Below are 22,576 nucleotides of genomic sequence, written 5' to 3' on the forward strand. Positions count from 1 at the left end.
CGGGCGTCAGAAACGAGAAAGGCCCGCGTCTAGGCGGGCCTTTCTGTCTGGATTCCAGGGACGTCCTTCAGATCAGCATCTCATTCCTGCGCCAGAACGATGACCATGTCCTTCTCGCTGTAGGTCAGCATGTCGGAACGCGACGGGTTGACGGTGACGCCGCCGAGATTGCGGTCGTCCGCGTCGTCCTGGCGCTGGCGGCGATAGCCGATGGCGATCTCTCCGCGACGGAGGGCGGCAAGCGCGATGGTGAAGAAGTTCACCGGCCGGTCGATCGAGACATAGTCGCTGACCGGGCGCATGTAGATTTCTGAACCTTCCTCGTCGAGCAGTTCGTCGAAGATCTGGGCCATGAACTCGTTTTCGGACGCCTGGGCGAGCATCAAGCTCACAAGCTTGTTGCTGACCACGAAGTCGTCGGCGCGGGTCACTTCGGCCAGTTCGCGGTTGCGGACGTCGGTCATCTCGCTGACCACGTTGATGTGCAGGCCCGCACCCTCGGCGATGCGCCGCAGATGGAGCAGCGTGATCAGCGTGCGGGTGTCGGCCGACTGCATGGTCATGTGGTCGCTGTAGCCGAGCACGAGCACGTGGTCGTAGGCGGGGATGTTGAGTGCATCGAGCGCCGCACGGCTCGACGTGTCGATGACGTGGTGCTTGACGGTCATGTTGCCGTTCGGAAGGACGAGACCGGCAATCTCGTCCTCGAATTCCGGCGTGCTCGCCGCGATGGTCAGCAGCGATCCGGGTGCAACATAGCGTGCGAGTTCGGTGGCAATGATCGTTCCGCGGCGGTTCCAGCCGAGGATGAGGGTGCGCTCCGCACCGAGCGTGCGCTTGGTCGGCGGCAGGATTGCTTCCTTGGTAAGTTGCGTGTCGCCCGCCCACGGTTTGATCGAGTCGTCGTCCTCGGCGATGATGACGGCGCGTTCGCCCTGTTCGATGATGCGGTTCGGCGGCGGGTTGAGATGAACCTTGCCGGCGCGGTCGCAGAGACCGATCAGCGTGCAGTTCTCGTAGGCCATGACACCGGCGGCAAACGGCTTGCCCTCGAGGGCCGGCTGTTCCAGCGTATAGATCTCGCAGCCGTCGAAATCGAGCAGTTCGGAATAGACGGCCGACAGACCGGACTGACGGCTGGTGTGGACGACGATGCGGGAGATCAGGTCGTCTGCCAGGATCAGCTGCATTTCCTTGCCGCCGACGATGCGGGCAACTTCGGTGTTCTGCGTGTCGCGGATCTCGGCGGCGATCATGTAGGGTTGCGGGCGACGGTTGGGGTCGTTGACCAGCGCCAGAACCGACTTGATCACCTGCGAATCCGGGTCCTCGTCTTCGGGCGAAAGCACGATGATCGACCGCGAGGAGTGCGGATTGACGATGTTGAGGTCGTAGAGGTCCGTCGGGTCGCCGCTGCGGCAGATGATCTTGGTGTTCTTGAGGTTCGCGACCTTGGTGGCGATCTCGTCTTCCATCTCCACCTTGTCCTTGTTCGCCATGATGACGATGCGCGGACGCTTGCGGCTCTGGTTGGCGATCACCAGTTCGGAGATCACATCGAAGATCGATGCCGACCAGTTGAGGATGATGGTGTGATCGGATTCGAGGACACGCGAGCGGCCCTTGCGCAGTTCATCGAGCTTGTTTTCCAGGCCCGAACTGATGACACCGATCAAGGCGGAGAAGACGAAGATGCCGGCGAGCGTGACCACCAGCGCGACGAGGCGGAAGCCCCAGCCCTGGTCGCCGCCCATGGTGCCGGCGTCGAAGGTGCGCATCAGGGATTCCCATGTGCCTTCGATGAAGCTCACCGGTTCGCCGCCCTCCGGTGCGATGCCGGTGATCGCCAGGAAGGCACCGGCAAGCGAGATGACCACGAGCGAGATCAGCGCCAGCCAGCCGATCAGGGCAACCGCGCCGCCCGCCATGCTCTTGTCGAACTCGTAGCGCAGCCGGGCGCGCCAATTTTCGGTTGTCTTCATCTTGATGCTCTTCGCTTCGTCTTTGAAAATGATGTGAACTCGCATTTGCAGGAAATCCGTGGATTTTCAATGAATCTTGCGGAACCAAATGCGGGGGCGTCCCATAAAAGTCAGCATTTCCAGTCGTTTTTCCGTGGCTGCGCAACACAGGCGTGAGCGGTCGGCCGCCTTTTCCATCCCGAAGTTGCGGCGCCCTGCTGTCACATGACTGTCAACGGCATGTGGTTATGGATCGGTCCTCATTTGAAAGACGAGGACTTTACTCATGAAAAACCTGATTTCCGCCTTTTCCGCACTCGTGGCCGTCGGCCTGATGGTGACCTCGGCCGACGCCGCGAACCTGGTGCTCTACACCAGCCAGCCGAACGAGGACGCGCAGGCGACCGTCGACGGCTTCATGGCCGCCAACCCCGACATCAAGGTCGACTGGGTGCGCGACGGTACGCCGAAGATCATGGCCAAGCTGATGGCCGAGATCGAGGCCGGCAATCCGGCCGCCGACCTGCTTCTCATCGCCGACACGGTCACCCTTCAGCGGATGAAGGAAGCCGGCCAGCTGATGGCCTACAGGTCGCCGGAAGCGGCAAACTACGATGCCAGCCTCTATGACGCCGACGGCGCCTATTATTCGACGAAGCTGATCACCACCGGCATCATGTACAACACGGCGGCGGCGATGAAGCCGACCAGCTGGGCCGATCTTGCCAAGCCGGAAGCCAAAGGCCTCGTCGCCATGCCGAGCCCGCTGACCTCGGGTGCCGCCCTCATCCACGCCCAGACGCTGGCCGGCGTGCCGAGCCTCGGCTGGGACTACTACAAGGCCCTGCAGGCCAATGGCGCTGTTGCCGCCGGCGGCAACGGTGCCGTGCTGAAGTCGGTCGCTTCGGGCGAAAAGGCCTATGGCGTGGTCGTCGACTACATGCCGATCCGCGAGAAGGCCAAGGGTGCGCCGGTCGAGTTCGTCTTCCCGACCGAGGGCGTTTCGGCCGTCACCGAGCCGGTCGCCATCTTGTCGACCTCGAAGAATGCCGAAGCCGCGAAGAAGTTCGTCGACTACGTGCTGTCGGAAAAGGGTCAGGAAGGCTTCCTCAAGCTCGGCTACATTCCGGCCCGCAACGGCATGCCGGTTCCGGAAGGCTTCCCGGCTCGCGACACCATCAAGGTCCTGCCGATCGACGCCGCTGCCGCGCTCAAGGCGACCGAAGACGATCTGAAGACCTTCTCGGGCATTTTCGGCACGAACTGATCGACCGGTTCATGGCCTATCACTCTGCGAAAGGAAACAGCCAGCCCCGCTGGCTGTTTCCCTTTATCGTCGTCACCGTCGCCTGCCTCTGCGTGCTGCCGCTGCTGCGCCTGCTTGTGGCCGGCTTCTCCTCCGTGCTGTCGGGAAGGGCGCTCGCTCTGCTCGGCGAGCCCGCGGTCTGGACGGCGGCCTATAACACGCTCACCACCTCGTTCCTCGGCATGATCGTCGCCGTCGCGATCGGCGGCCTGTTCGCGCTCGCCTTGACGCTCGCCGATGTCCGGGGCAAATGGGTTCTGAGCTTCCTCTTCATGCTGCCGACGATGATCCCGCCGCAGGTCCAGGCGCTCGCCTGGGTCGGGATGTCGGGACCGTCGAGCCCCTTGCTCAAGGCGCTTGGGCTCGCACCGCCGATCGGCAGCGCCCAGCCGCTCTATTCGATCGGCGGCATCGCACTGCTTTACGGCGTCCAGCATTCCCCGCTGGTCTACCTGTCGCTGCGCGCCGGCCTGCTTTCGCTGCCGCGTGACGGCATCGAGGCGGCGAAACTCGCCGGTGCCTCGCCGTGGCGGGTGCTGAAGGACATCATCCTGCCTCTGTCGCTGCCGGGCATCATCGCCGGTGCGGCCATCGCCTTCGTGTCCGGCGTCGGCAATTTCGGCATTCCGGCCATCCTCGGCCTGCCGGCGCAGATCTACACGCTGCCGACGCTGATCTATTCGCGGTTGGCGAGCTTCGGCGGCGGTACCTTCGGCGACATCGCGGTTCTATCGGCGATGATCGGCGTGATGGCGGTCGCCGGGCTGCAGATCCAGGAACTGGCGCTGAGGGGCCGGGACTACCGGGTCATCGGTCTATCCGGGGCGGCCGCGACCTTCCGGCTCGGACGGCTTCGGGCGCCGCTCGAACTTCTTCTGTGGGCGCTTCTCTTCGTCATGCTGATCGCCCCCTTCGTCGCGCTCGTATCGGCCTCGCTGGTGCCGGCCTACGGGGTGGTGCTCTCGTTGAAGACGGCTTCGTTTTCGGCCTACGAGGAAGTGCTGTTCCGCCAGACGGCGACGCGCACGGCCTTCGGCAATTCGATCTTCCTTGCCGGGACGACGGCGATCGGCCTGCTCATGATCGGCGTGTTGACCGGCTATGCGCTGACCCGCGGATCGCGCCGCGTCGCCGCCTGGCTCTCGGCGATGATCGAGATCCCTTACGCCCTGCCGGGGATCGTGATCTCGGTCGCCTTCGTGCTGGTGTTTGCCGCGCCCATCCCGTTGCTCGGGGTGACGATCTACGGGACGATCTGGATCATCCTCGTCGCCTATCTGTCGAGCTTCTTCGCCGTCGGGCTGAAACCGATCGTCAGTGCGCTTCGCCAGCTCGACCCGGCGCTCGAGGAGGCGGCACGGCTTTCCGGCGCGGGCTTTTACCGGCGGCTGTTCGACATCATCGTGCCACTGATCGCGCCGGCGGCCGGGGCGGCGATGATCCTGGTCTTCCTCATCTCCTGCAACGAACTGACGGTGTCGGCCCTGCTCTGGTCGGCGGGCACGCAGACGCTCGGCGTTGCGATCTACAATCTCGACGACAGCGGTTCCTACGATCTCGCCTCGGCGCTCTCGGTGCTGGTGGTGGTGATGGTGGTGGTCCTGATGCTGCTGCTCGAACTGATGGCGGCGCGCCTGCCGAAAGGGGTGGTCCCGTGGCGAAACTGATCCTTCACAAGCTCTCCAAGGATTACGGGACCGGACGGCCGGCGGTCAGCGACGTGTCGCTGACGATCCGCGAAGGGGGCTTTCTCGCCCTGCTCGGCCCGTCCGGCTGCGGCAAGACGACGGTGCTGCGCATGGTGGCCGGCTTCGAAACGCCGAGCGACGGCTCCATCCTGCTCGGCGAGCGGGTGCTGGCCGATGCGGAACGCGTGGTGCCGCCCGAGCGCCGCAACATGGCGATGGTGTTCCAGTCCTATGCGCTGTGGCCGCACATGTCGGTTGCCGACAATGTCGGCTATCCGCTGAAGGTCCGCGGGATCACCGTTGAGCGCTACCGGGAAAAGGTGGTCGAGGCGCTCAAGGCGGTGCGGCTGGAGAGCTATGCGGAGCGGCGCCCCGCGGATCTTTCCGGTGGCCAGCGCCAGCGCGTCGCCCTGGCGCGCTGCCTGGTGACCTCGCCGGACGTCGTGCTGCTCGACGAGCCGCTCGCCAATCTCGACCGGCATCTCCGGCAGGAGATGGAAGAGACGTTCCGCGAATTCCACCAGCGGTCGGGGGCGACGATGATCTACGTGACCCATGACCAGGCAGAGGCGATGGCGCTCGCCACCGACGTCGCGGTGATGTCGGAGGGGCGGCTGCTGCAGGTGGCGCCGCCGGCCGAAATCTATGCGCGACCCGAGGGGCGGCTGGTTGGCGGGCTGATCGGGCAGGGGGCGATATTGTCGCTGCCGGCCAAGGAGAGCCCGGACCGTGTGCTCGGGTGGGACGACTTGCGGGCGATGCTCGCCGGCTCTCCCACCCCATCCGGGGCCGAACCGAGAATGGACGTGCTGGTCAGGCCCCAGGACGTCGTGCTCGGCGGCGAGGGGATCGCGGCAAAGGTCGAGGGTGTGCTCTACGAGGGAGAACGCTATGCGCTCCGGCTGGCAATTGCCGACGGCCAGATACTGCGTGCATATAGCCGGGCACCCTGTTCGCCCGGCGACACCCTTTCGATCACGATCACGGCCGGCTGGCGGCTTTGATGCAGCCTATCGGGCGCCGGAGCACTGCCAGCGAATGACGCGGCAGCCGCCGGTGTACTGGTTGCAGGATCCGATCGCCTCGAGTTCCGCCCGGCGGCGGTCATTGCCCCAACCGGAGCCCCAGCCGTCCGAACCACGCGCAACGGCGCCGCAGGCATTCTTGAACCAGATGGCGACGCGGCAGTCGCGGGCGCTTTTCGAGCAGCCGCCGAGCGCCATGCGTTCGGCGCCGCTGCGGTTGGGGAAGGAATGTGCCCAGCCGGTCGCGCCGGTGGCCGGGGAGTAGGCGATTGCGCCGAAGCTGTCGGCCGAGGCGGCGGCCGGAGCAAGCGTGGCAAGGACGATGGCGATGGAGGCAAGAATGGAAGGTCTGCGGCGCATGGATATGTTGTTCCCCGTCATGCTGTTTCTGCGGCGACCATAGGCTGGCGACCGAGCATTAGGGAAGGACGATTTTTGGGTGTCGGGCAGGCTCCGCTTTTCGCCGGACTTTGACGTGAGGTGTGGCGTCGCTAGTCTCGGGGGGCGACGAACCAAGGAAGAGAATCATGGCGCTTAGGCTTGGAACCTTCAATATCGAGAACCTGATGACCCGGTTCGATTTCACCGGCTACCGCAACCAGTTGCGGCAGGACCGGGTGATGCAGCTGTTCGACGTGCGCAACGAGCAGGACTACCAGCGGCTCGAAGCCGCCCGGATCGTTTCCTCGACCGACGACACCCGCCAGCTTTCGGCGCTGGCGATCGCCGATGCAGCGGCAGACATCCTGTGCCTGCAGGAAATCGACAACATGGAGGCGCTCAAGGCCTTCGAATACGGTTATCTCTTCCGCATGGTCGGGGCCGGCTATCGTCACAAATACCTGGTCGAGGGCAATGACAGCCGCGGGATCGACGTCGGCGTGATGATGCGCGACGAAACCCGGGACGGCGAGAAGATCGAGATCGTCGACATCAAGAGCCATGCGGCGCTCACCTATCGCGACCTCGACCTCTTCACGCCGGCGCTTTCTACGACGAACAAGCCGGATGACAAAATCTTCAAGCGCGACTGCCTCGAACTGGACCTGAAGATCGGCGGGCGTCCCCTAACGCTCTATGTCCTGCATCTCAAGTCGATGACCAACGGTCGCGACGGGATCGATGGCCGCAGCTTCACGATGCCGGTGCGCGAAGCGGAGACGAAGGCGGTGCGCCACATCATCGAGGCGCGTTTCGGCAAGGGGCAGACGGCGGACAAGAATTTCGCCATCTGCGGCGACCTGAACGACTATCAGGAACGTGTCGACGTGATCGGCGATCGGCGGGATGGCTATTCCTTCGTCCATCGCGACGGGCTTCCAAGCGCCCTCGACGTCTTCTCGGCCGACGGCTTTGCGGAGAATGTCATGCGCCGCCGCGATCCGCTCGACCGCTGGACGCTCTATCACTCACGCGGCCCGGAAGAGCAGCATCTCTGCCAGCTGGACTATGTGTGGCTTTCTCCGGCCCTCGCCAGGCGCAATGCGGGTCGGGCACCGGAAATCGTCAGGAACGGCCAGCCGTTCCGCACCCCATTTCCGCCGGGGCAGGCGGTGGAGAGCTATCCGCGGATCGGTTGGGACCGGCCGAAAGCCTCGGACCATTGCCCCGTGGTCATGACGCTGGAGCTTTGATGTCCGAGTTTTCCGATCCCCGACCCGAAGGCCTGACCGTCGAGCGCCGCATGTTTCCTGTCGACGCGGTGAGGCTGCGGGTGCTGGAGGGAGACCATCCACTGCATGTCGAGCACCGTGCGAAAGCTGCAGCCAACTGGGAAGCGGAGATCGCCGCCAATCCAGCACTCTTCGACGGGCGCATGGTGTTCCAGCACAGGCTGGCCTTCCGTGACGGCGTCGTCGAGGGGGAAGGCTTCATGATGCCGTTCTCGACCTTCATGTGGTGGCGCAAGCAGAACCGCAGGGTCGGTGGTTTCCATGTCTTCGGATATCCCGTCATCGTCTCGGCGGACGGAGCGCTGATCGCCGTGAAGATGGGCGCGCATACCGCCAATCCCGGCCAGGTCTATTGCGCGGCCGGATCGCTCGACCAGAACGACGTCGTCGACGGCTATTGCGATCTCGCCGGCAACATGATGCGCGAGGTCCGCGAAGAAACCGGTCTCGATCTCGGTGAGGCCCGGGCCGATGGGCGACTGTTTGCCAGCTATGACGGCGGTCGTCTGACGGTCGCGCGGCGTTTCCACTTCGATCTCGATGCGGATGCGCTGCTCGCCCGCATTCGCGCGCACATGGCGGTCGACGAGGAAAAGGAGATCGCGGGGGCGGTCGCCATCCGCTCTGCCGATCCGTCGGCCCATCCTTACGGTCGTCCCATGCTGCCGCTGCTGGAGTGGTTCTTCGCGGACGCCGACTGATATCGCTTGCTTGCGCGATTGCTTAAGGTCGGGCAGTCTGCGGCCGAAAGCCACATGCCGGCGGAGGGATCTTTGGCGCGAAACTACTCGATCTACGACGTATTCACCGAGCGCAAGCTTGCCGGCAATCCCCTGGCGGTGATCTTCGACGGCGAAGGGCTGACCAGCGAGGCGATGCAGGCAATCGCCGCGGAGATCAATCTGTCGGAGACGGTTTTCGTGCAAGGTGCGTCCAATCCGGCCCATTCGGCCAGGATCCGCATCTTCACCCCGGCGCGTGAGCTGCCGTTCGCGGGCCATCCGACGGTCGGCACCGCGGTCGCGCTTGCGGAACGGACCTACGGCACCGAAAGCGGCGGGCTCGATCTCGTCTCGGTGCTCGAGGAAAATGTCGGGCCGGTCCGCTGTGCCGTCCGGCTGCGCGACGGGGAGGCGGGCTTTGCCGAGTTCGATCTGCCGAAAAAGTCGGTGCGCTATGATTACGCTCTCGACAGGCAGGGGATTGCCGACGCGCTTTCGCTGAAGGTCACCGACATCGGTTTCGAGAATCACGTGCCCTCCGTCTGGGGCGCCGGCGTTCCGTTTCTCATCGTGCCACTTCACAATCTGAATGCAGTCGAGAGCATCGATTTCGATCCGCAGCTCTGGGAGCGGACGGCGCCGCTCTGCGAGGGCAGCCTGACGTCCGCCTATGTCTACTGCCGCGGCGGCGTGCATCATTCCGCGAAGTTCCATGCGCGGATGTTTTCGCCCGACATGGGCATTACCGAGGATCCGGCGACGGGATCGGCGGTCGCGGCGCTTTCCGGCGCGGTCCATCATTTCGACGGACTGCCGGACGGGCATCATCCGATGATGGTGGAGCAGGGCGTCGAGATGGGGCGTCCGTCCTATATTCACCTGCATGTCGACGCCAAGGATGGGGAGATCAGCAGGGCAAGAATTGGCGGCCAGGCGGTGCGCGTCGCCTCCGGAATTCTGGACCTTTGAAAACAAACGATTTTTTGGCTTTCGCGAATTTTTTTTGAAAATGAAGCAAAGTTTTTTGGCCGCGGCGCTGGACAACCTCCGAGTTCCTGTTTATACGCCCGGTCACACCGCCAGACGGCGCTGTAACGGGTGATTAGCTCAGTTGGTAGAGCAGCTGACTCTTAATCAGCGGGTCGTAGGTTCGAGCCCTACATCACCCACCATTTCAATCTCATACGGCAATATGTTGATGTAGCGTGGCAAGTGATGCGGCGCTTCTTTGCTTGTCTTTCACTCATCTCCGGTATTCGAACTCCGACAGTTTGCGGTTGTGGGCGTTTTGTGGCACGCGTGCGAAATTTCGCACTGGCGATATTGTCATCGCGCGGGTCTGCCGGATATCAAGCAACCGCCCAATATCGGGTGAGGGAGCTCAGCATTTCGATGAAACATATTCTTTCCGCCGCCGGCCTTCTGGCCGCCACATTCTTCACCACTGCCGCGCAGGCCGAAGACCTGGTCTTCACGCTCACCAACGGCACGGGTTCCGTCCTGACGCGTTTCTTCACCTCGCCGGTCGGCGTCGATGACTGGGAAGACGATGTCTTCGGCGAACACGTCCTGCAGCCGGGCGAATCCGTGAAGCTGACGATCGCCGACGGTCGCACCCAGTGCGAATACGACATGCGCTTCGAGTTTGAAGAAGGTTCCAACCTCGACACGACGGAAGACACCCAGAACCTCTGCGAAATGGGTTCCTACACGATCCACGAATAAGTGGGCCACGAATAAGCGGGCCACGAGCAATCGGGTCACGTTCTGCACGGGTCGCCCGGCCAGCCGGCTGGGCGGCCCGTCATTATTTCTCGGAATTGCCTATCAAACGCACAATTGAGCAAGATTTGCGCGGTGAAATGCAGGCAGGAGCACCAGATTGGTGCAATCCTGTCGTATGTTTTTCTTTTGTTCCATCGACTTTGGACGAATGTTCCCCCGGTGTTCCTGTTTTTTCGCCCTGTGAGCCGTCCACAGGCTGTGGAAACCTGTGGATAAACTCGTTAGCCGGCTTTCGCCTCGCTCGAGAGCCGCGCCTGCGGCAGGACGTAAGGAACGTGCGCCGCCGGCAGGCGACCGACGGCGCCGCGAATGCCGTAGACTTCGCCGATCACCTCGTCGTTGATCGTCGCGGCCGGGCTTCCCGCCGAGACGATGCGGCCGCGGTCCATCACCACCAGATGATCAGCAAATTCGGCGGCCAGGTTGAGGTCGTGCAGGATCGCCAGAACCGCCCCACCGCGCCTTGAAAACTCGCGGGCGATCTCCAGCACGCCGATCTGGTGGCCGATGTCGAGGCTCGATGTGGGCTCGTCGAGGAACAGCGCGCGGGCACGTCCCTGATCCACCGCAACCGGAACCTGGGCGAGCGCGCGGGCGAACTGGACACGCTGCTGCTCTCCGCCGGAGAGCGCGCTGTAGGGCCGCGCCTCGAAGCCTTCGAGGCCGACCCGGACAAGGGCCTGGCGTGCGGCGCGTGTCGGATCGAGGCTGCCATGGGCGATCGCGCCCATGCGCACGACCTCGAGCGCGGTGAACGGAAAGGAAAGGGCGGTCGACTGCGGAAGCACTGCCCGATCGGCTGCAAGCTGGAGCGCCGACAACTGCCGGAGCGGCTTGCCATGGCAGCTCACCTCTCCATCATCAGGAACAATCTCCCCCGACAGGACCTTCAGAAGCGTCGACTTGCCGGCGCCGTTCGGTCCTATGATGACGGTGAAGCGGCCGGGCCGCAGGCTTATGTCTATCTCGGAGATCAGGGGGCGGCCGCCCCGGATCACGGTGACCTGGCTTGCGGTAATCATCAGAGACCCTCCATCGCGGCACGACCGTTGCGGCCGATCAGCAGCATCAGGAAGACGGGCGCGCCGAGGATGGCGGTGATGATGCCGATCGGCAGTTCGGCGGGGGCGGCAACCGTGCGGGCGATGCTGTCGGCGAGGAGCAGCAGTGCGGCGCCGCCGAGCGCGGAAGCCGGCAGCAGGAAGCGATGCGAGGGGCCGATCGCGAGACGAAGCAGGTGCGGGACGACGATGCCGACGAAGGAGATCGAGCCGGCGACCGCGACCGTCGCGCCGCAGGCGGCGGCTACGGCGACGATGGTCATGCGTTTCAGCCGCTGGACCGGGATGCCCATGTGAAAGGCGGCGGCATCGCCGAGGACGAGGGCATCGAGGCCGCGCGCGACGAAGGGAATGATGAGCGTGACGGCGAGGATGAACGGGAGGATCGCCAGGGTCTTCTCGTAGGTCGCACCGCCGAGCGAGCCGAGCGACCAGAAGGTGATGTCGCGCAGGGCGCGGTCGTCGGCGATGAAGATCAGCAGGCCGGTCGCTGCCGCGCTCATCGCCCCGATGGCGATCCCCGAGAGGATGAGGGCCGTCGTCGAGGTCTGGCCGTTGCGCGTGGCGATGGCATAGAGCAGCAGGGTGTTGAGCAGGCCGCCGGCAAAGGCCATGACCGGCAGGAACTGGTTGCCGAAGAGCGCCGCGACGGGGGCAAGGACCGTACCACCGAGCACGATCGCGCAGACGGCGGCGAAGGCGGCGCCCGAGGTAACGCCGACGATACCGGGGTCGGCAAGCGGATTGCGGAACAATCCCTGCATCATTGCGCCGGAGACGCCGAGCCCGGCGCCGACCAGAAGGCCAAGCGCGGTGCGCGGCAGTCGGACAGCCTCGAGGATGACCAGATCCTGAGCCGCAAGGCTCGCGCCGTTGCCGCGAAGATAGGCGACGAGGTCACCAAGCCCGACGCCGGTCGGGCCGCTGATCAGCGAAACAAGGGCGGCTGCGGCCAGCAGGAGAGAGAGCAGCAGGAGGACGGCAAAGCCGAGGCCCGAACGATCCCCGGCTACCGAACCGCGCCCCAGGAGCAAGGCGACCGTGTTCATGGCTTGACGGCATCCGGATAAAGCTGGGCCGCAAGGTCGAGGGCGGCCCTGGCCGTGCGCGGGCCGAGCCCCAGCAGGTAGAGGCCGTCCATGGCGATGAAGGCCTTGGCCTTGCCGGCGGGGCTCGCCTGCAGAGCGGGCAGCGCGAAGGCCTGTTCGGCGGTCATGTGCATGGCACCGCCGTTCATCACGAGGACCACCTCGGGAGCGGCGGCGATGACGGCTTCGTCGCTCAGTGGCTTGTAGCCGGATACCGATGCGGCGGCGTTGACGCCGCCGGCCAGGCGGATGATGGCGTCGGCGGAGGTATCCGCACCCGCGGCCATGACGCGGCCATTGGCGAGCGAAAGGGCGAAAAGCACGCGCTTCTTCGGGACCGTGAGGGCCGCGATCCTGGCCTTTACGGCAGCGAGTTCCCCGTCGACCGCGCGGGCGAGCGTTTCGGCTTCCTCCGCCTTACCGACGGCGGCACCCACAGCGCGAATCTTGTCAGGCACGGCTTCGGCCTGAGGTGGTGTCGGAATCGTCACGAAGGGAACGCCGCTGGCTTTCAAGATAGCGAGCGCATCGGCGGGGCCGGCGCCTGCTTCGGCAATGATGAGGTCAGGTTTCTGCGACAGCACACCCTCGGCGGACAGTTGCCGGATATAGCCGACATTCGGCTTGTTTGCCGTTGCCGCCGGAAAGACGGAGGTGGTGTCGACGGCAGCGATGCGCGGGTCCTGGCCGAGCGCGTAGAGGACTTCGGTGACCGTGCCGCCGACGGAAACGATCCGTTTGGCATCCGTTGCCGGAGACTGGGCGAATGCTGCGCCGCCGGTCAGGGCGGCGATCAGCAGCGGGGCGGCAAAATGGCGGGCGGTTGTGCCCAGCGATCTCAGAAGATCCATGCGTCGATTATCCTGTTGTTCAAATTGAAGACGCCGGCGCGCGTGCAATTCGCGGCCGGCAGAATTCCGGATGTCCTGCCACCCGTCAGAGCGACAATTAACTTGACTATAATGCACAAGTTTAATTACGAAGGCAACACGTCGTGCCGTCCATCAAGGGGCTGTCGATGGGACGCAAGGGTGCCGGGACAGGTCGGTGGTCCGGTCCGCCAATCGAAAGAAGAGGAATTTCCGATGTTTATTGCGATGAACCGATTTCGTGTCCTGCCGGGTCATGAAGAAGCCTTCGAGGCGATGTGGGCCAACCGCCAGGGCCGTCTCGCCGAGGTGCCGGGCTATGTGGAATTCCACATGCTGAAGGGCCCCAAGGCAGAAGATCACCAGCTCTACGCATCGCATGCGGTCTGGGAGACCAAGGAGCATTTCGAGGCCTGGACCAAGTCTGAACAGTTCCGCGCCGCCCATGCCCGCGCGGGCCAGTCGACGGTCAAGTATCTCTCGGGACCGCATTTCGAGGGCTTCGAGGTCATCATCCACGAAGATCGCGACGGCAAGCGCGTCGACGAAGCAGCCTGAGGAACGTGTGGTGACGGACACTCTTGTGGCAAACAGCAGCGAGCGGATCGAGCGGGCACGCGCGGCGCTGGCCGAAAAGCCGGATGGCGTCGTCGAGGCGATCGCGGCCAAGGCGGATGTGACGCCGGCGGAGATCCTTTCGATCCTGCCGGAGGGGGCTGCGGTTGTCGTGCCGGCCGACCAGTTCCTGCCGATCTGGGACGACATGTCGTCCTGGGGCGACATTCTGATGATCGTCCACACGGAGGACATCGTGCTCGAGGTCGAAGGCGCGCTGCCGTCGGGTAGCGAAGGTCATGGATGGTTCAACATCCACGGCGACAGCCCAATCGGCGGTCACATACGAAAGGAACGCTGCACGCAGATCGCCTTCGTCGACCGGGGTTTTCACGGACGCCGGTCCTGTTCCGTCTGGTTCATGAACGCTGACGGCCGGGCGATGTTCAAGGTCTTCGTTCGGCGCGATGCCGAAAAGGCGCTTCTGTCCGACCAGCTGGCGCGCTTCGAGGCGCTGCGGTCGAAACTGGCCAACGCCTGAGTTCGCCTTTGCCTTGAGAATGGTTCGGCCGTGTCCCGCGGGATGCGGCCGATGTGTTTTGACCGGTCGGGTCGCTCCGCCGTTCTTTCTTTTGACCAGAACAGCCACTATTGTCCGCGCGATTTCAAACATTGCAGGGACAGATCTTGCTTCGCACCCGCCGATTCTTCGCCTCTATCGTCCTTTCGCTTCTGGCATTTTCGCCTGCCGTGACCGGGGGCGTGACGGCCTTCGCACAGGCCCAGGAAGTGGCGCCACCGCGCGATGAGGTGGTCGAAAAGGCCTCCCAGGATATCGCCGACGCGCAGAAGCGATTCGAGCAGCTCCAGAAGGGGGTAGAGGACCGGAAGTCCGACGATGCGGCGTTGATCGACATCAAGGTCAAGACCGACCAGTTGATCCGGGATCTCCTGAAGATTTCCGTCGACCTCAGGCCGCGCTTCAACGACGTGAAGACCCGGCTTTCGCAGCTCGGCGAGAAGCCCGCGGAAGGGCAGCCCGAGGAGGCGCCGGCAATTGCGGAGGAGCGGGCGCGCCTCAATGCGACGCGGCTCGAGATCAATACGCTGACGGGGCAGGCGGAAGACCTCTCGATCCGTGCCTCCGACCTGTCCGACGATATCACCGGCCTCCGGCGGCAGCTGTTCACCGAACAACTGTTCGAACACACCGAGATTTCCGGCGACGTCATCGACGATGCGTTCGATTCGCTTTCCGCGGAGGTCGAGAAGTTCCAGCGCACGCTCGGCAGCTGGTTCTCCTTCATCTGGAAGTTCAAGCGCGTTCCGCTCGGCACGGCAGTGATGTTGTCGCTGGCGATGGCGCTGGTCCTGCTTTACGCCGAATACCGGCTGTTCGGTTCGCTCATCCGGCGCGATCCGGCCAATCGCGATCCGGCCTATATGAGCCGCTTTTCCGTCGCCTTCTGGTCGACCATCCTGCCGGCGCTCGCCCTTGGCGCCTTCCTCATCACGAGTTTCTTCTTCCTCGACACGTTCAACGTGTTGCGCCCCGATATTGCGCCGATCGCCTCCGCCCTGTTCGGCTTTGCCGGTCTCGTCTTCTTCGTGTCGATGCTGGCGCGGGCCGTTCTGGCGCCGAAGGCGCCGAGCTGGCGGCTGGTGCGGCTGTCGAACAAGGGCGCGCGCGACCTCAACTTCGCCGTCATGACCATGGCGGTGGTGAACGGGCTTGATTATGTGCTCGGGGCGGTCAGCGAGACGCTGAGTTCGCCCGTCGTGCTCACGGTGATGAAGAGCTTCGTTTCCTCGGTGGTCGTCGGCCTGACGATCTTCGTCGTGTCCTTCCTTCATCCGGTCCTGAGTGCTGGCGGCGATCCGACGGAGCGCGGCAAGGCCTGGCCGAAGGCGTTTGCCATCCTGCTCCGGCTGACGGGTGTCGGGCTTATCCTGCTCAGCGCCATCGGCTATGTCGGCCTGGCGCGGTTCCTTGCGACGCAGATCATCCTGACCGGCGCCGTGGTCGCGACGATGTATATCGGCATCCTGTCCGGCAAGGCGATCTCTGCGCCCAACCGTTTCGGCGAGACGCTGGTCGGCAAGCTGCTGGAAAAGCGGTTCAACCTCACCCCGGTGGCGCTCGACCAGTCCGGCATGGCGGCGGGCCTCTTCATCTATGCCTTCGCGCTCGTCATCGGCATTCCGCTGATCCTGATTTCCTGGGGATTCCAGCCGCGCGATCTCGAGCTCTGGCTGATCAACATCTTCACCGAGATCAATATCGGCAGCATCCGGATCTCGATTTTCGGCATCCTCGGCGGCATCCTGCTGTTCAGCCTGGGACTGGTGGTGACGCGCTGGTTCCAGAAGTGGCTGGACGGCAATGTCATGGCCCGCTCGCAGGTGGATGCCGGCGTGCGCAACTCGGTCAAGACCGGTATCGGCTATCTCGGAACGGGCATCGCGGGCCTGATCGGCATCTCGGCGGCGGGGATCGACCTGTCCAGCCTTGCGCTGGTTGCCGGTGCCCTTTCGCTCGGCATCGGTTTCGGCCTGCAGAACATCGTGTCGAACTTCGTCTCCGGCCTGATCCTACTCGCCGAGCGGCCCTTCAAGGTCGGCGACTGGGTGGCGACCGGCACGACCGAGGGCTTCGTGCGGCGGATTTCGGTTCGCGCGACCGAGATCGAGACCTTCCAGCGTCAGTCGATCATCGTGCCGAACTCCGAGCTCATCAATGCCCCGGTCGGCAACTGGACCCACCGCAACAAGCTCGGCCGCATCGAGGTTCCGGTCAGCGTGTCCTATGACAGCGACCCGCGCCGGGTGATGGAGCTCCTGATGGAGATCGCGCTTGCGCATCCTGGCCTGCTACGCAATCCGGAGCCGGTGGTGATGTTCAACGGCTTCGGCGTGTCCTCCCTGGATTTCGAGCTTCGCGGCTTCATCGGCGACGTGTTGGGCGGCCTGCCCGTCAAGAACGACCTGCGCGTGACGATCCTCGAGCGGTTCCGTTCGGAAGGCATCCAGATGCCCTATCCGCACCAGGAGGTGCATCTCCACCTCGACGAAGATGCGCGACGGATCTTTGGGGGGAAGGACGCAGAGCGCGGGCGAACGCACAAGGCGGATTTGCGCGACGAGCCGGATGATGACAAGATCCTGCCATGAACGACATGTTCAGCCCCGGTTCAGCAGGGGCATATTAGAAGAGGGGCATGCTTGAGCCGATCGACCGGAACAGGTCGACGGGGAGGGCGCAACAAGAGGACGGCGCAATCGGCGCCGCATTCACATGAAGAAGCTTCTGGCAGCGACAATCCTGGTTCTCGGTGCCGCGACCGGCGCCCTGGCAGCATCCGTTTCCAACGGCGGATCCTCGGCGGTCGTGCTGGTGGTGGTCGAAGACGGCAACCGCATGGAAGTGGCGCTCGACGCCGGCGCATCGGAGACGATATGCCCTTCGGGCTGCTTCGTGACGCTCCCCAACGGCGACCGCATCGGGCTCGAGGGTGGTGAAACCGTCGAGATCAAGGACGGCGTCGCGACGATCAAGTAAGCGGCAGTCTACCCTTCCTGCTTTTCGTGAAGCGCTCGGTTTGGCCGGGCGCTTTTGCTTTTTTGCCGTGCGGCAAAGGGCGGGTTCTGCTTGGTAGACAGATTTTTCGCAGGTATCGCGCCACAGAAGAAGCATCTGTCAAAAAGGGGCAGATATGACTGCTCGGCCTTCAGTGGCGATTAACATCTGCATGCTTCGATCCGCCCGCTGCCAATTAACGGATCTGCAAGTCATCTTGATTAAAATGCTAATAGTTATCTCAGGTTAAGGGCGTGTCATGGCATTTTTAGGCGTTTCCGGGATGCAGTATTCCGGGGAAACATTTCCCGATGTTCGTATTATTGTTGCAGAGGATTCGAACGTCTTCACATCGATGATCAGTACCCGCATGAAGGAGCTGTTCAAGATCGATGTCGAAATCTGCCGGACCTTCGAAGACTTGCAGGCGGCAAACGAACTTTCCGACGAGCCGGTGACGCTGGCAATCTCCAATATCAACCTCCCGGGCGCCGAAAACGGCGAGGCGTTGGAATACCTGGTCGACCTGAACATCCCGACCGTCGTCTTCACCGGGACCTTCCAGGACGAGACCCGTGAAAAGCTGCTCGCCAAGGACATCGTCGACTACATCCTGAAGGACAACATCTTCGCCGTGGAGATGCTCGCGGAATCGGTTTACCGGTTCCTCACCAATCATCAGCACCACGTGCTTATCGTTGACGATAGCCCGACGGCGCGCGCTCTGCTGTCCAGTCGTCTCAAGCGCTACAATTTCCGGGTCAGCACGGCCGACAGCGGCGCCAAGGCTCTGGAGATCCTCAAGGCGAATGCGGACATCGGCCTGGTGGTCACGGACTACAACATGCCCGACATCGACGGCTTCGAACTGACGCGACGCATCCGCGGCGCGCGCGGTTCCCACGAGCTGCGCATCATCGGGGTCTCGTCGTCGACGAACCGTCTGCTGTCGGCGCGGTTCCTCAAGGTCGGCGGCAACGACTTCATGCTGCGTCCGTTCATCGACGAGGAATTCTACTGCCGTGTGAACCAGAACCTGGACACCCTCGTGCAGATCAAGGCGGCGAAGCCGCGAAAGTAGCCGGCGGCATCCGACGAATACACGCAATGCCGACCGGGAGCCTGCTTCCGGTCGCTTTTTTTCGCCCAGACTTTTTCAAATTCTCTTTAACATCCGAAGGCAATTGCCATGTCAGTGCTGAGTGAACCGCAACCGATGGAAAACCCGTCGTCTCGCAAGCGGGCGCATGTGCTGGTGATCGAAGATTCCCGAACGTTCTCATCGCTGCTCTGCCACCGCTTCGAAAAGGAACATGGGCTTCGTGCGACCCACTGCGCGTCGACCAGGGCGTTCCGCGAGGCCGTGGCGCGTGCCGATCAGCCCTTCGATATCGCGGTCGTCGACCTGAACCTGCCGGACTCGCCCGATGGCCAGGTGCTCGACGAGGTGGCTGCCCTGGGAATCCCGGCCGTGGTCTTCACCGCCGACTTCAATCGCCGGATGCGTGAACGCGTCGTCGAAAGGGGCGTCGCGGACTATGTGATCAAGAATAACGAGCGTGCCGTCGACATGGTGGTCCAGACCGTCGACCGGATCCTCGCCAATCGTCATGTGCGGGTTCTCCTCGTCGACGACGTGACCTCGGCGCGCAAGATGCTGGTCGACATGCTGCAGGTGCAGCAGTTCCAGGTCTTCGAGGCGACGACCGGCAGCGAGGCGCTCGACATGCTGGTGAAACACCCGGGGATCGATCTGGTGATCACTGACTACCACATGCCCGACATGGACGGCTACGAACTCACGCGGCGCATACGTCGCGAGCACACGTCGGACAAGCTGCGCATCATCGGCATTTCGTCTTCGGCCGACCGGCTGTTGTCTGCGAGCTTCCTCAAGGCGGGGGCGAACGACTTCGTCTATCGACCCTTCGTGGTCGAGGAACTGCAATGCCGCATCGGCCACAACATCGAGACGCTGACGCAGCTCCGGCAGCTGCGCCTTGCGGCCTTCAGCGACTATCTGACGGGCCTGCGCAATCGTCGCCACTTCTTCGACGAAGGGCCGGCGCGGGTGGCGAGCTGCCTTGAGCATGGCGAGGCCTGCAGCATGGCGATGCTCGACATCGACCATTTCAAGAAGCTCAACGATACCTATGGCCACGAGATCGGCGACCGCGTGCTCAAGGCGGTGGCGACCCGGCTCTCGCATATGATCGAGGACACCGATCACCTGCTTGCCCGCCTGGGCGGCGAGGAGTTCGGGATCCTGCTGGCGGGGCTGGACAGCGAGGCGGCGAGCCGGTTTTGCGAGCAGGTCCGCCAGAGCATTGCAGAGCTGCATGTGGCCCTCGACGACACCGATCTCACGGTCACCGCGTCGATCGGCGTGGCCGAGGTCGGCGGGATCGAGAATTTCAGCAACTACCTGAACGCCGCCGACCAGTTCCTCTATCTGGCCAAGCGCTATGGCCGCAACCGGGTCTATTCCGACAACACGCTTCTGACGCTCGCGGCGGCCGCCAGCTGACGACGCACGTCGGCCCGTCGTTGCGGCCATGATCTTGTGAGGCTTGCGGCTGGCAAATGGCTGGCCGCTTCCTATATTGGCTTGGCAACCTCCTTCCATCCGGAGTTTCCCGGCCATGGCCCCCATCATTTCCGTACGCGGCCTTTCGAAGACCTATGCAAACGGCTTCAAGGCGCTCGACAACGTTTCCCTCGACATCGAAGAGGGTGAGATCATCGCGCTGCTCGGGCCGAACGGCGCCGGCAAGACGACGCTGATCTCGATCATTTGCGGCATCGCCAATCCGAGCGAGGGGACTGTGACCGTGGATGGTCACGACGTCGTCCGCGATTTCCGCAAGACCCGCGGGATGATCGGTCTGGTCCCCCAGGAACTGACGACCGACATGTTCGAGACGGTCGTCAACACGGTCAGCTTTTCGCGTGGCCTGAACGGCAAGAAGCCGGCGCCCGGCTATATCGAAAGCGTGCTGAGAGAACTGACGCTGTTCGACAAGCGCAACAATGCGCTGCGGGAGCTGTCGGGCGGCATGAAGCGGCGGGTGCTGATCGCCAAGGCGCTGTCGCACGAACCGCGGATCCTGTTCCTCGACGAGCCGACGGCGGGCGTCGACGTCGCGCTGCGCAAGGACATGTGGCAGCTCGTCGAGCGGCTGAGGGCAGGGGGCGTGACCGTCATCCTGACCACCCACTATATCGAGGAAGCGCAGGAGATCGCCGATCGCATCGGCATCATCGACCGGGGCAGGCTGATGCTCGTCGAGGAGAAGGATGCGCTGATGCGCAAGCTCGGCGGCAAGCAACTGATCATCGAGTTGCGGGAGCGGTTGCAGTCCGTGCCGGAATCTCTGGCTCCGTGGGCGCTGACGCTCAGCGAGAGCGGCGAGCAGCTGATCTATGACTATGACGAGGAGAGCAACCACGGCGGCATTCCGCGGCTCCTGGCGGCGATCGAGGCGGCAGGCATCGGCTTTGCCGACATATCGACGCGCCAGACCTCGCTTGAGGACATCTTCGTTTCACTGATCGGAGAAGGCAGATGAATTTCGAAGCGATCAAGGCGATCTACTACTACGAGATGGCGCGGACCCGCCGCACGCTGCTGCAGAGCGTCATCTCTCCGGTCATGTCGACCGCGCTCTATTTCATCGTCTTCGGGGCGGCCGTCGGGCCGCGCATGCAGGAGATTGAGGGCGTGAGCTACGGCGGCTTCATCACGCCCGGCCTGATCATGCTGACGCTCATCACCCAGTGCATCTCGAACGGATCGAGCGGCATCTATTTCCCGAAATTCACCGGCACGATCTACGAGATCCTGTCGGCGCCGGTCGCGATGGCAGAAATCCTGATCGGCTATGTCGGGGCGGCGGCGACCAAGGGCATGATGATCGGCCTGATCATCCTGGCGACGGCCGCCTTCTTCGTCGACCTGCGGATCGACCATCCGTTGATGATGTTCTTCTTCATGCTGCTGACCTCGATCACCTTCAGCATGGCAGGGTTCATCATCGGTATATGGGCGAAGAACTTCGAGCAGCTCAGCATGGTGCCGATGCTGGTCGTCCCGCCGCTCACCTTCCTCGGCGGGACCTTCTATTCGGTGAGCGTGCTGCCGCCGTTCTGGCAGACGGTCAGCCATTTCAATCCGGTTCTCTATCTGGTTAGCGGCTTCCGCTGGAGCTTCTTCGAGGTGTCGGACGTGCATCCGCTGATCAGCCTCGGCATGATCGGGCTGTTCCTGGCGATCTGCCTCGGCTTTCTCACCTTCGTCTTCCGCACGGGTTACAAGCTGCGCCCTTGAGCGGGTTCGGTCTCAGTCCCTGAGCCTGAGCTCGTCGCTCTGCATCTGCAACGAACCGAGGGTCGACAGGAAGCTCATGCCAAGCAGGCTCTGGTCGAGCTTGCCGTCCTCGATGACGGCAGCCTGAACGTCTTCGCGCAGGATCGGCCCGAGGGCGATCTGCTTCAACCGGACGGGGGCCGCCATGGCACGGCCGTTGGCTGTCATGATGGTTTGCGTAAAGGCAAGGCCGGCCGGATCGATGCCGATCCGCATCGCGTCCCGATAGCTCAGCGCGACCGAACTCGCGCCGGTATCGATCAGCACGGAAACCGGCACCGCATCGATGTCGACGGTGGTCTCGAAGTGGCCGCCGAGCGCCTTGTGGAGGATGACCTCCGCCGTGCCTTCCGATGTCGTCACGACGACGGCGCGGCCGGGGACCAAGCCGGCCAGCAGCCGATCGCCGATCGACTGCATCTCGAAGCGATAGAGGTAGCCGGTGACGAGGGCGAGGATGATGAGCAGCCAGACGGCAAGCTGACGGGCGCTCTGGCCGAGCGAGCGGCGCGAGGCAATGAGACCCACGGCCAGCATGGCGGCAAAGGGCAGGAGGCTCACCAGGCTGCCGAATTCGTCGTTCGCCATGCCGAAGCTGCGCCCGGTGTCGTGGTTGACCACCAGAACCGCGAGGCCGAAGCCCAGGATCGCAAGGACGATGAGGAGGCGCATCAGCCGGTCTCGCGCTCCCGCGCCATGCGGGTACGGCGGGTTTCCCGACGGGGCTTGCGTTCAACGGTTTCGAGCCGCTCCGGCAGGCTCTGCATGATGCTGCGCCGTTCCTGATCGGTATAGGTTGTCCAGGCGCCGATTTCGTCGCGCGTACGGCCGCAGCCGAAACAGTAACCGGTCTTCATGTCGATCGAGCAGACGAGGATGCAGGGCGATTCCATCAGGCGA

At 63.5% G+C, this 22,576-nt stretch carries 22 protein-coding genes and 1 tRNA gene; 16 read left to right on the forward strand and 7 right to left on the reverse strand.

Annotation, left to right across the window (positions count from 1 at the left end; translation table 11 throughout):
• Positions 1-80: 80 nt before the first annotated feature.
• Complete coding sequence (locus HHL25_RS03875; RefSeq protein ID WP_169587452.1) at positions 81-1,982, reverse strand: CASTOR/POLLUX-related putative ion channel; 1,902 nt, start codon at positions 1,980-1,982, stop codon at positions 81-83.
• 265 nt (positions 1,983-2,247) lie between these two features.
• Here HHL25_RS03875 and HHL25_RS03880 point away from each other — a divergent pair, with 265 nt between their 5' ends.
• Genes HHL25_RS03880 through HHL25_RS03890 form a run of 3 tightly spaced genes read left to right on the forward strand, consistent with a single transcriptional unit; the run spans position 2,248 to position 5,959 of the window.
• Positions 2,248-3,228 carry an ABC transporter substrate-binding protein gene (locus tag HHL25_RS03880; RefSeq protein WP_169587454.1) on the forward strand — a complete coding sequence of 327 codons (981 nt, stop codon included), beginning with the start codon at positions 2,248-2,250 and terminating at the stop codon, positions 3,226-3,228.
• Positions 3,229-3,239: 11 nt separating this feature from the next.
• Positions 3,240-4,934, forward strand: a complete 1,695-nt coding sequence (locus tag HHL25_RS03885) for an ABC transporter permease (RefSeq protein ID WP_169587456.1) — start codon at positions 3,240-3,242, stop codon at positions 4,932-4,934.
• Positions 4,922-5,959, forward strand: a complete 1,038-nt coding sequence (locus HHL25_RS03890) for an ABC transporter ATP-binding protein (protein ID WP_169587458.1) — start codon at positions 4,922-4,924, stop codon at positions 5,957-5,959. Before HHL25_RS03885 ends, HHL25_RS03890 begins: the two co-directional genes overlap by 13 nt.
• 6 nt (positions 5,960-5,965) lie before the next feature.
• On the opposite strand, the gene HHL25_RS03895 is transcribed toward HHL25_RS03890, so the two are convergent.
• Positions 5,966-6,340: a DUF4189 domain-containing protein gene (locus HHL25_RS03895; protein ID WP_169587460.1), complete on the reverse strand. Its 375-nt coding sequence runs from the start codon at positions 6,338-6,340 to the stop codon at positions 5,966-5,968.
• A 167-nt stretch (positions 6,341-6,507) separates the two neighbouring features.
• Between HHL25_RS03895 and HHL25_RS03900 the strand changes: the two genes are divergently transcribed.
• From HHL25_RS03900 to HHL25_RS03920, 5 genes are all read left to right on the forward strand, one after another.
• Complete coding sequence (locus HHL25_RS03900) at positions 6,508-7,614, forward strand: endonuclease/exonuclease/phosphatase family protein (protein ID WP_169587462.1); 1,107 nt, start codon at positions 6,508-6,510, stop codon at positions 7,612-7,614.
• Positions 7,614-8,354 carry an NUDIX hydrolase gene (locus HHL25_RS03905; protein ID WP_169587464.1) on the forward strand — a complete coding sequence of 247 codons (741 nt, stop codon included), beginning with the start codon at positions 7,614-7,616 and terminating at the stop codon, positions 8,352-8,354. The genes HHL25_RS03900 and HHL25_RS03905 overlap by 1 nt, the downstream gene beginning before the upstream one ends.
• Positions 8,355-8,426: 72 nt before the next feature.
• Positions 8,427-9,344: a PhzF family phenazine biosynthesis protein gene (locus tag HHL25_RS03910; RefSeq protein ID WP_169587466.1), complete on the forward strand. Its 918-nt coding sequence runs from the start codon at positions 8,427-8,429 to the stop codon at positions 9,342-9,344.
• A gap of 127 nt (positions 9,345-9,471) precedes the next feature.
• Positions 9,472-9,547, forward strand: a tRNA-Lys gene (locus HHL25_RS03915).
• Between the two features lie 220 nt (positions 9,548-9,767).
• On the forward strand, positions 9,768-10,100 hold the full coding sequence (locus tag HHL25_RS03920; RefSeq protein ID WP_169587468.1) for a hypothetical protein: 333 nt from the start codon (positions 9,768-9,770) through the stop codon (positions 10,098-10,100).
• Between the two features lie 281 nt (positions 10,101-10,381).
• On the opposite strand, the gene HHL25_RS03925 is transcribed toward HHL25_RS03920, so the two are convergent.
• From HHL25_RS03925 to HHL25_RS03935, 3 genes are read right to left on the reverse strand one after another with little or no spacing between them, the layout of a single operon-like run.
• The gene (locus HHL25_RS03925; protein WP_169587470.1) at positions 10,382-11,182 is read right to left on the reverse strand and encodes a heme ABC transporter ATP-binding protein; all 801 of its coding nucleotides are present in this window, start codon (positions 11,180-11,182) and stop codon (positions 10,382-10,384) included.
• On the reverse strand, positions 11,182-12,270 hold the full coding sequence (locus tag HHL25_RS03930) for a FecCD family ABC transporter permease (protein WP_169587472.1): 1,089 nt from the start codon (positions 12,268-12,270) through the stop codon (positions 11,182-11,184). Before HHL25_RS03930 ends, HHL25_RS03925 begins: the two co-directional genes overlap by 1 nt.
• Positions 12,267-13,160: a heme/hemin ABC transporter substrate-binding protein gene (locus HHL25_RS03935; RefSeq protein WP_169587474.1), complete on the reverse strand. Its 894-nt coding sequence runs from the start codon at positions 13,158-13,160 to the stop codon at positions 12,267-12,269. Before HHL25_RS03935 ends, HHL25_RS03930 begins: the two co-directional genes overlap by 4 nt.
• 234 nt (positions 13,161-13,394) lie before the next feature.
• On the opposite strand from HHL25_RS03935, the gene HHL25_RS03940 reads away from it, so the two are divergent.
• From HHL25_RS03940 to HHL25_RS03975, 8 genes are all read left to right on the forward strand, one after another.
• Positions 13,395-13,736 (forward strand): antibiotic biosynthesis monooxygenase family protein, encoded by a 342-nt coding sequence (locus HHL25_RS03940; RefSeq protein WP_169587475.1) that lies wholly within the window; start codon positions 13,395-13,397, stop codon positions 13,734-13,736.
• A 10-nt stretch (positions 13,737-13,746) separates the two neighbouring features.
• On the forward strand, positions 13,747-14,274 hold the full coding sequence (gene hutX, locus HHL25_RS03945; RefSeq protein ID WP_315853020.1) for a heme utilization cystosolic carrier protein HutX: 528 nt from the start codon (positions 13,747-13,749) through the stop codon (positions 14,272-14,274).
• A 146-nt stretch (positions 14,275-14,420) separates the two neighbouring features.
• Positions 14,421-16,904 (forward strand): mechanosensitive ion channel family protein, encoded by a 2,484-nt coding sequence (locus tag HHL25_RS03950; RefSeq protein WP_169587479.1) that lies wholly within the window; start codon positions 14,421-14,423, stop codon positions 16,902-16,904.
• Positions 16,905-17,028: 124 nt separating this feature from the next.
• Positions 17,029-17,292: a hypothetical protein gene (locus HHL25_RS03955; protein WP_169587481.1), complete on the forward strand. Its 264-nt coding sequence runs from the start codon at positions 17,029-17,031 to the stop codon at positions 17,290-17,292.
• Positions 17,293-17,569: 277 nt separating this feature from the next.
• Complete coding sequence (locus HHL25_RS03960; RefSeq protein ID WP_169587483.1) at positions 17,570-18,391, forward strand: response regulator; 822 nt, start codon at positions 17,570-17,572, stop codon at positions 18,389-18,391.
• A 108-nt stretch (positions 18,392-18,499) separates the two neighbouring features.
• Positions 18,500-19,837: a diguanylate cyclase gene (locus HHL25_RS03965; protein WP_169587485.1), complete on the forward strand. Its 1,338-nt coding sequence runs from the start codon at positions 18,500-18,502 to the stop codon at positions 19,835-19,837.
• A gap of 115 nt (positions 19,838-19,952) precedes the next feature.
• Positions 19,953-20,879, forward strand: a complete 927-nt coding sequence (locus HHL25_RS03970) for an ABC transporter ATP-binding protein (protein ID WP_169587487.1) — start codon at positions 19,953-19,955, stop codon at positions 20,877-20,879.
• Positions 20,876-21,637 (forward strand): ABC transporter permease, encoded by a 762-nt coding sequence (locus HHL25_RS03975; protein ID WP_169587489.1) that lies wholly within the window; start codon positions 20,876-20,878, stop codon positions 21,635-21,637. The genes HHL25_RS03970 and HHL25_RS03975 overlap by 4 nt, the downstream gene beginning before the upstream one ends.
• Before the next feature lie 12 nt (positions 21,638-21,649).
• Here HHL25_RS03975 and HHL25_RS03980 read toward each other — a convergent pair whose 3' ends face one another.
• Positions 21,650-22,351 (reverse strand): TIGR02281 family clan AA aspartic protease, encoded by a 702-nt coding sequence (locus tag HHL25_RS03980; protein ID WP_169589549.1) that lies wholly within the window; start codon positions 22,349-22,351, stop codon positions 21,650-21,652.
• Complete coding sequence (locus tag HHL25_RS03985) at positions 22,348-22,569, reverse strand: DUF1289 domain-containing protein (protein WP_169587491.1); 222 nt, start codon at positions 22,567-22,569, stop codon at positions 22,348-22,350. Before HHL25_RS03985 ends, HHL25_RS03980 begins: the two co-directional genes overlap by 4 nt.
• Positions 22,570-22,576: the final 7 nt, after the last annotated feature.

It is taken from the genome of Rhizobium terricola (assembly GCF_012927355.1).
Taxonomy (GTDB): Bacteria; Pseudomonadota; Alphaproteobacteria; order Rhizobiales; family Rhizobiaceae; genus Allorhizobium; species Allorhizobium terricola.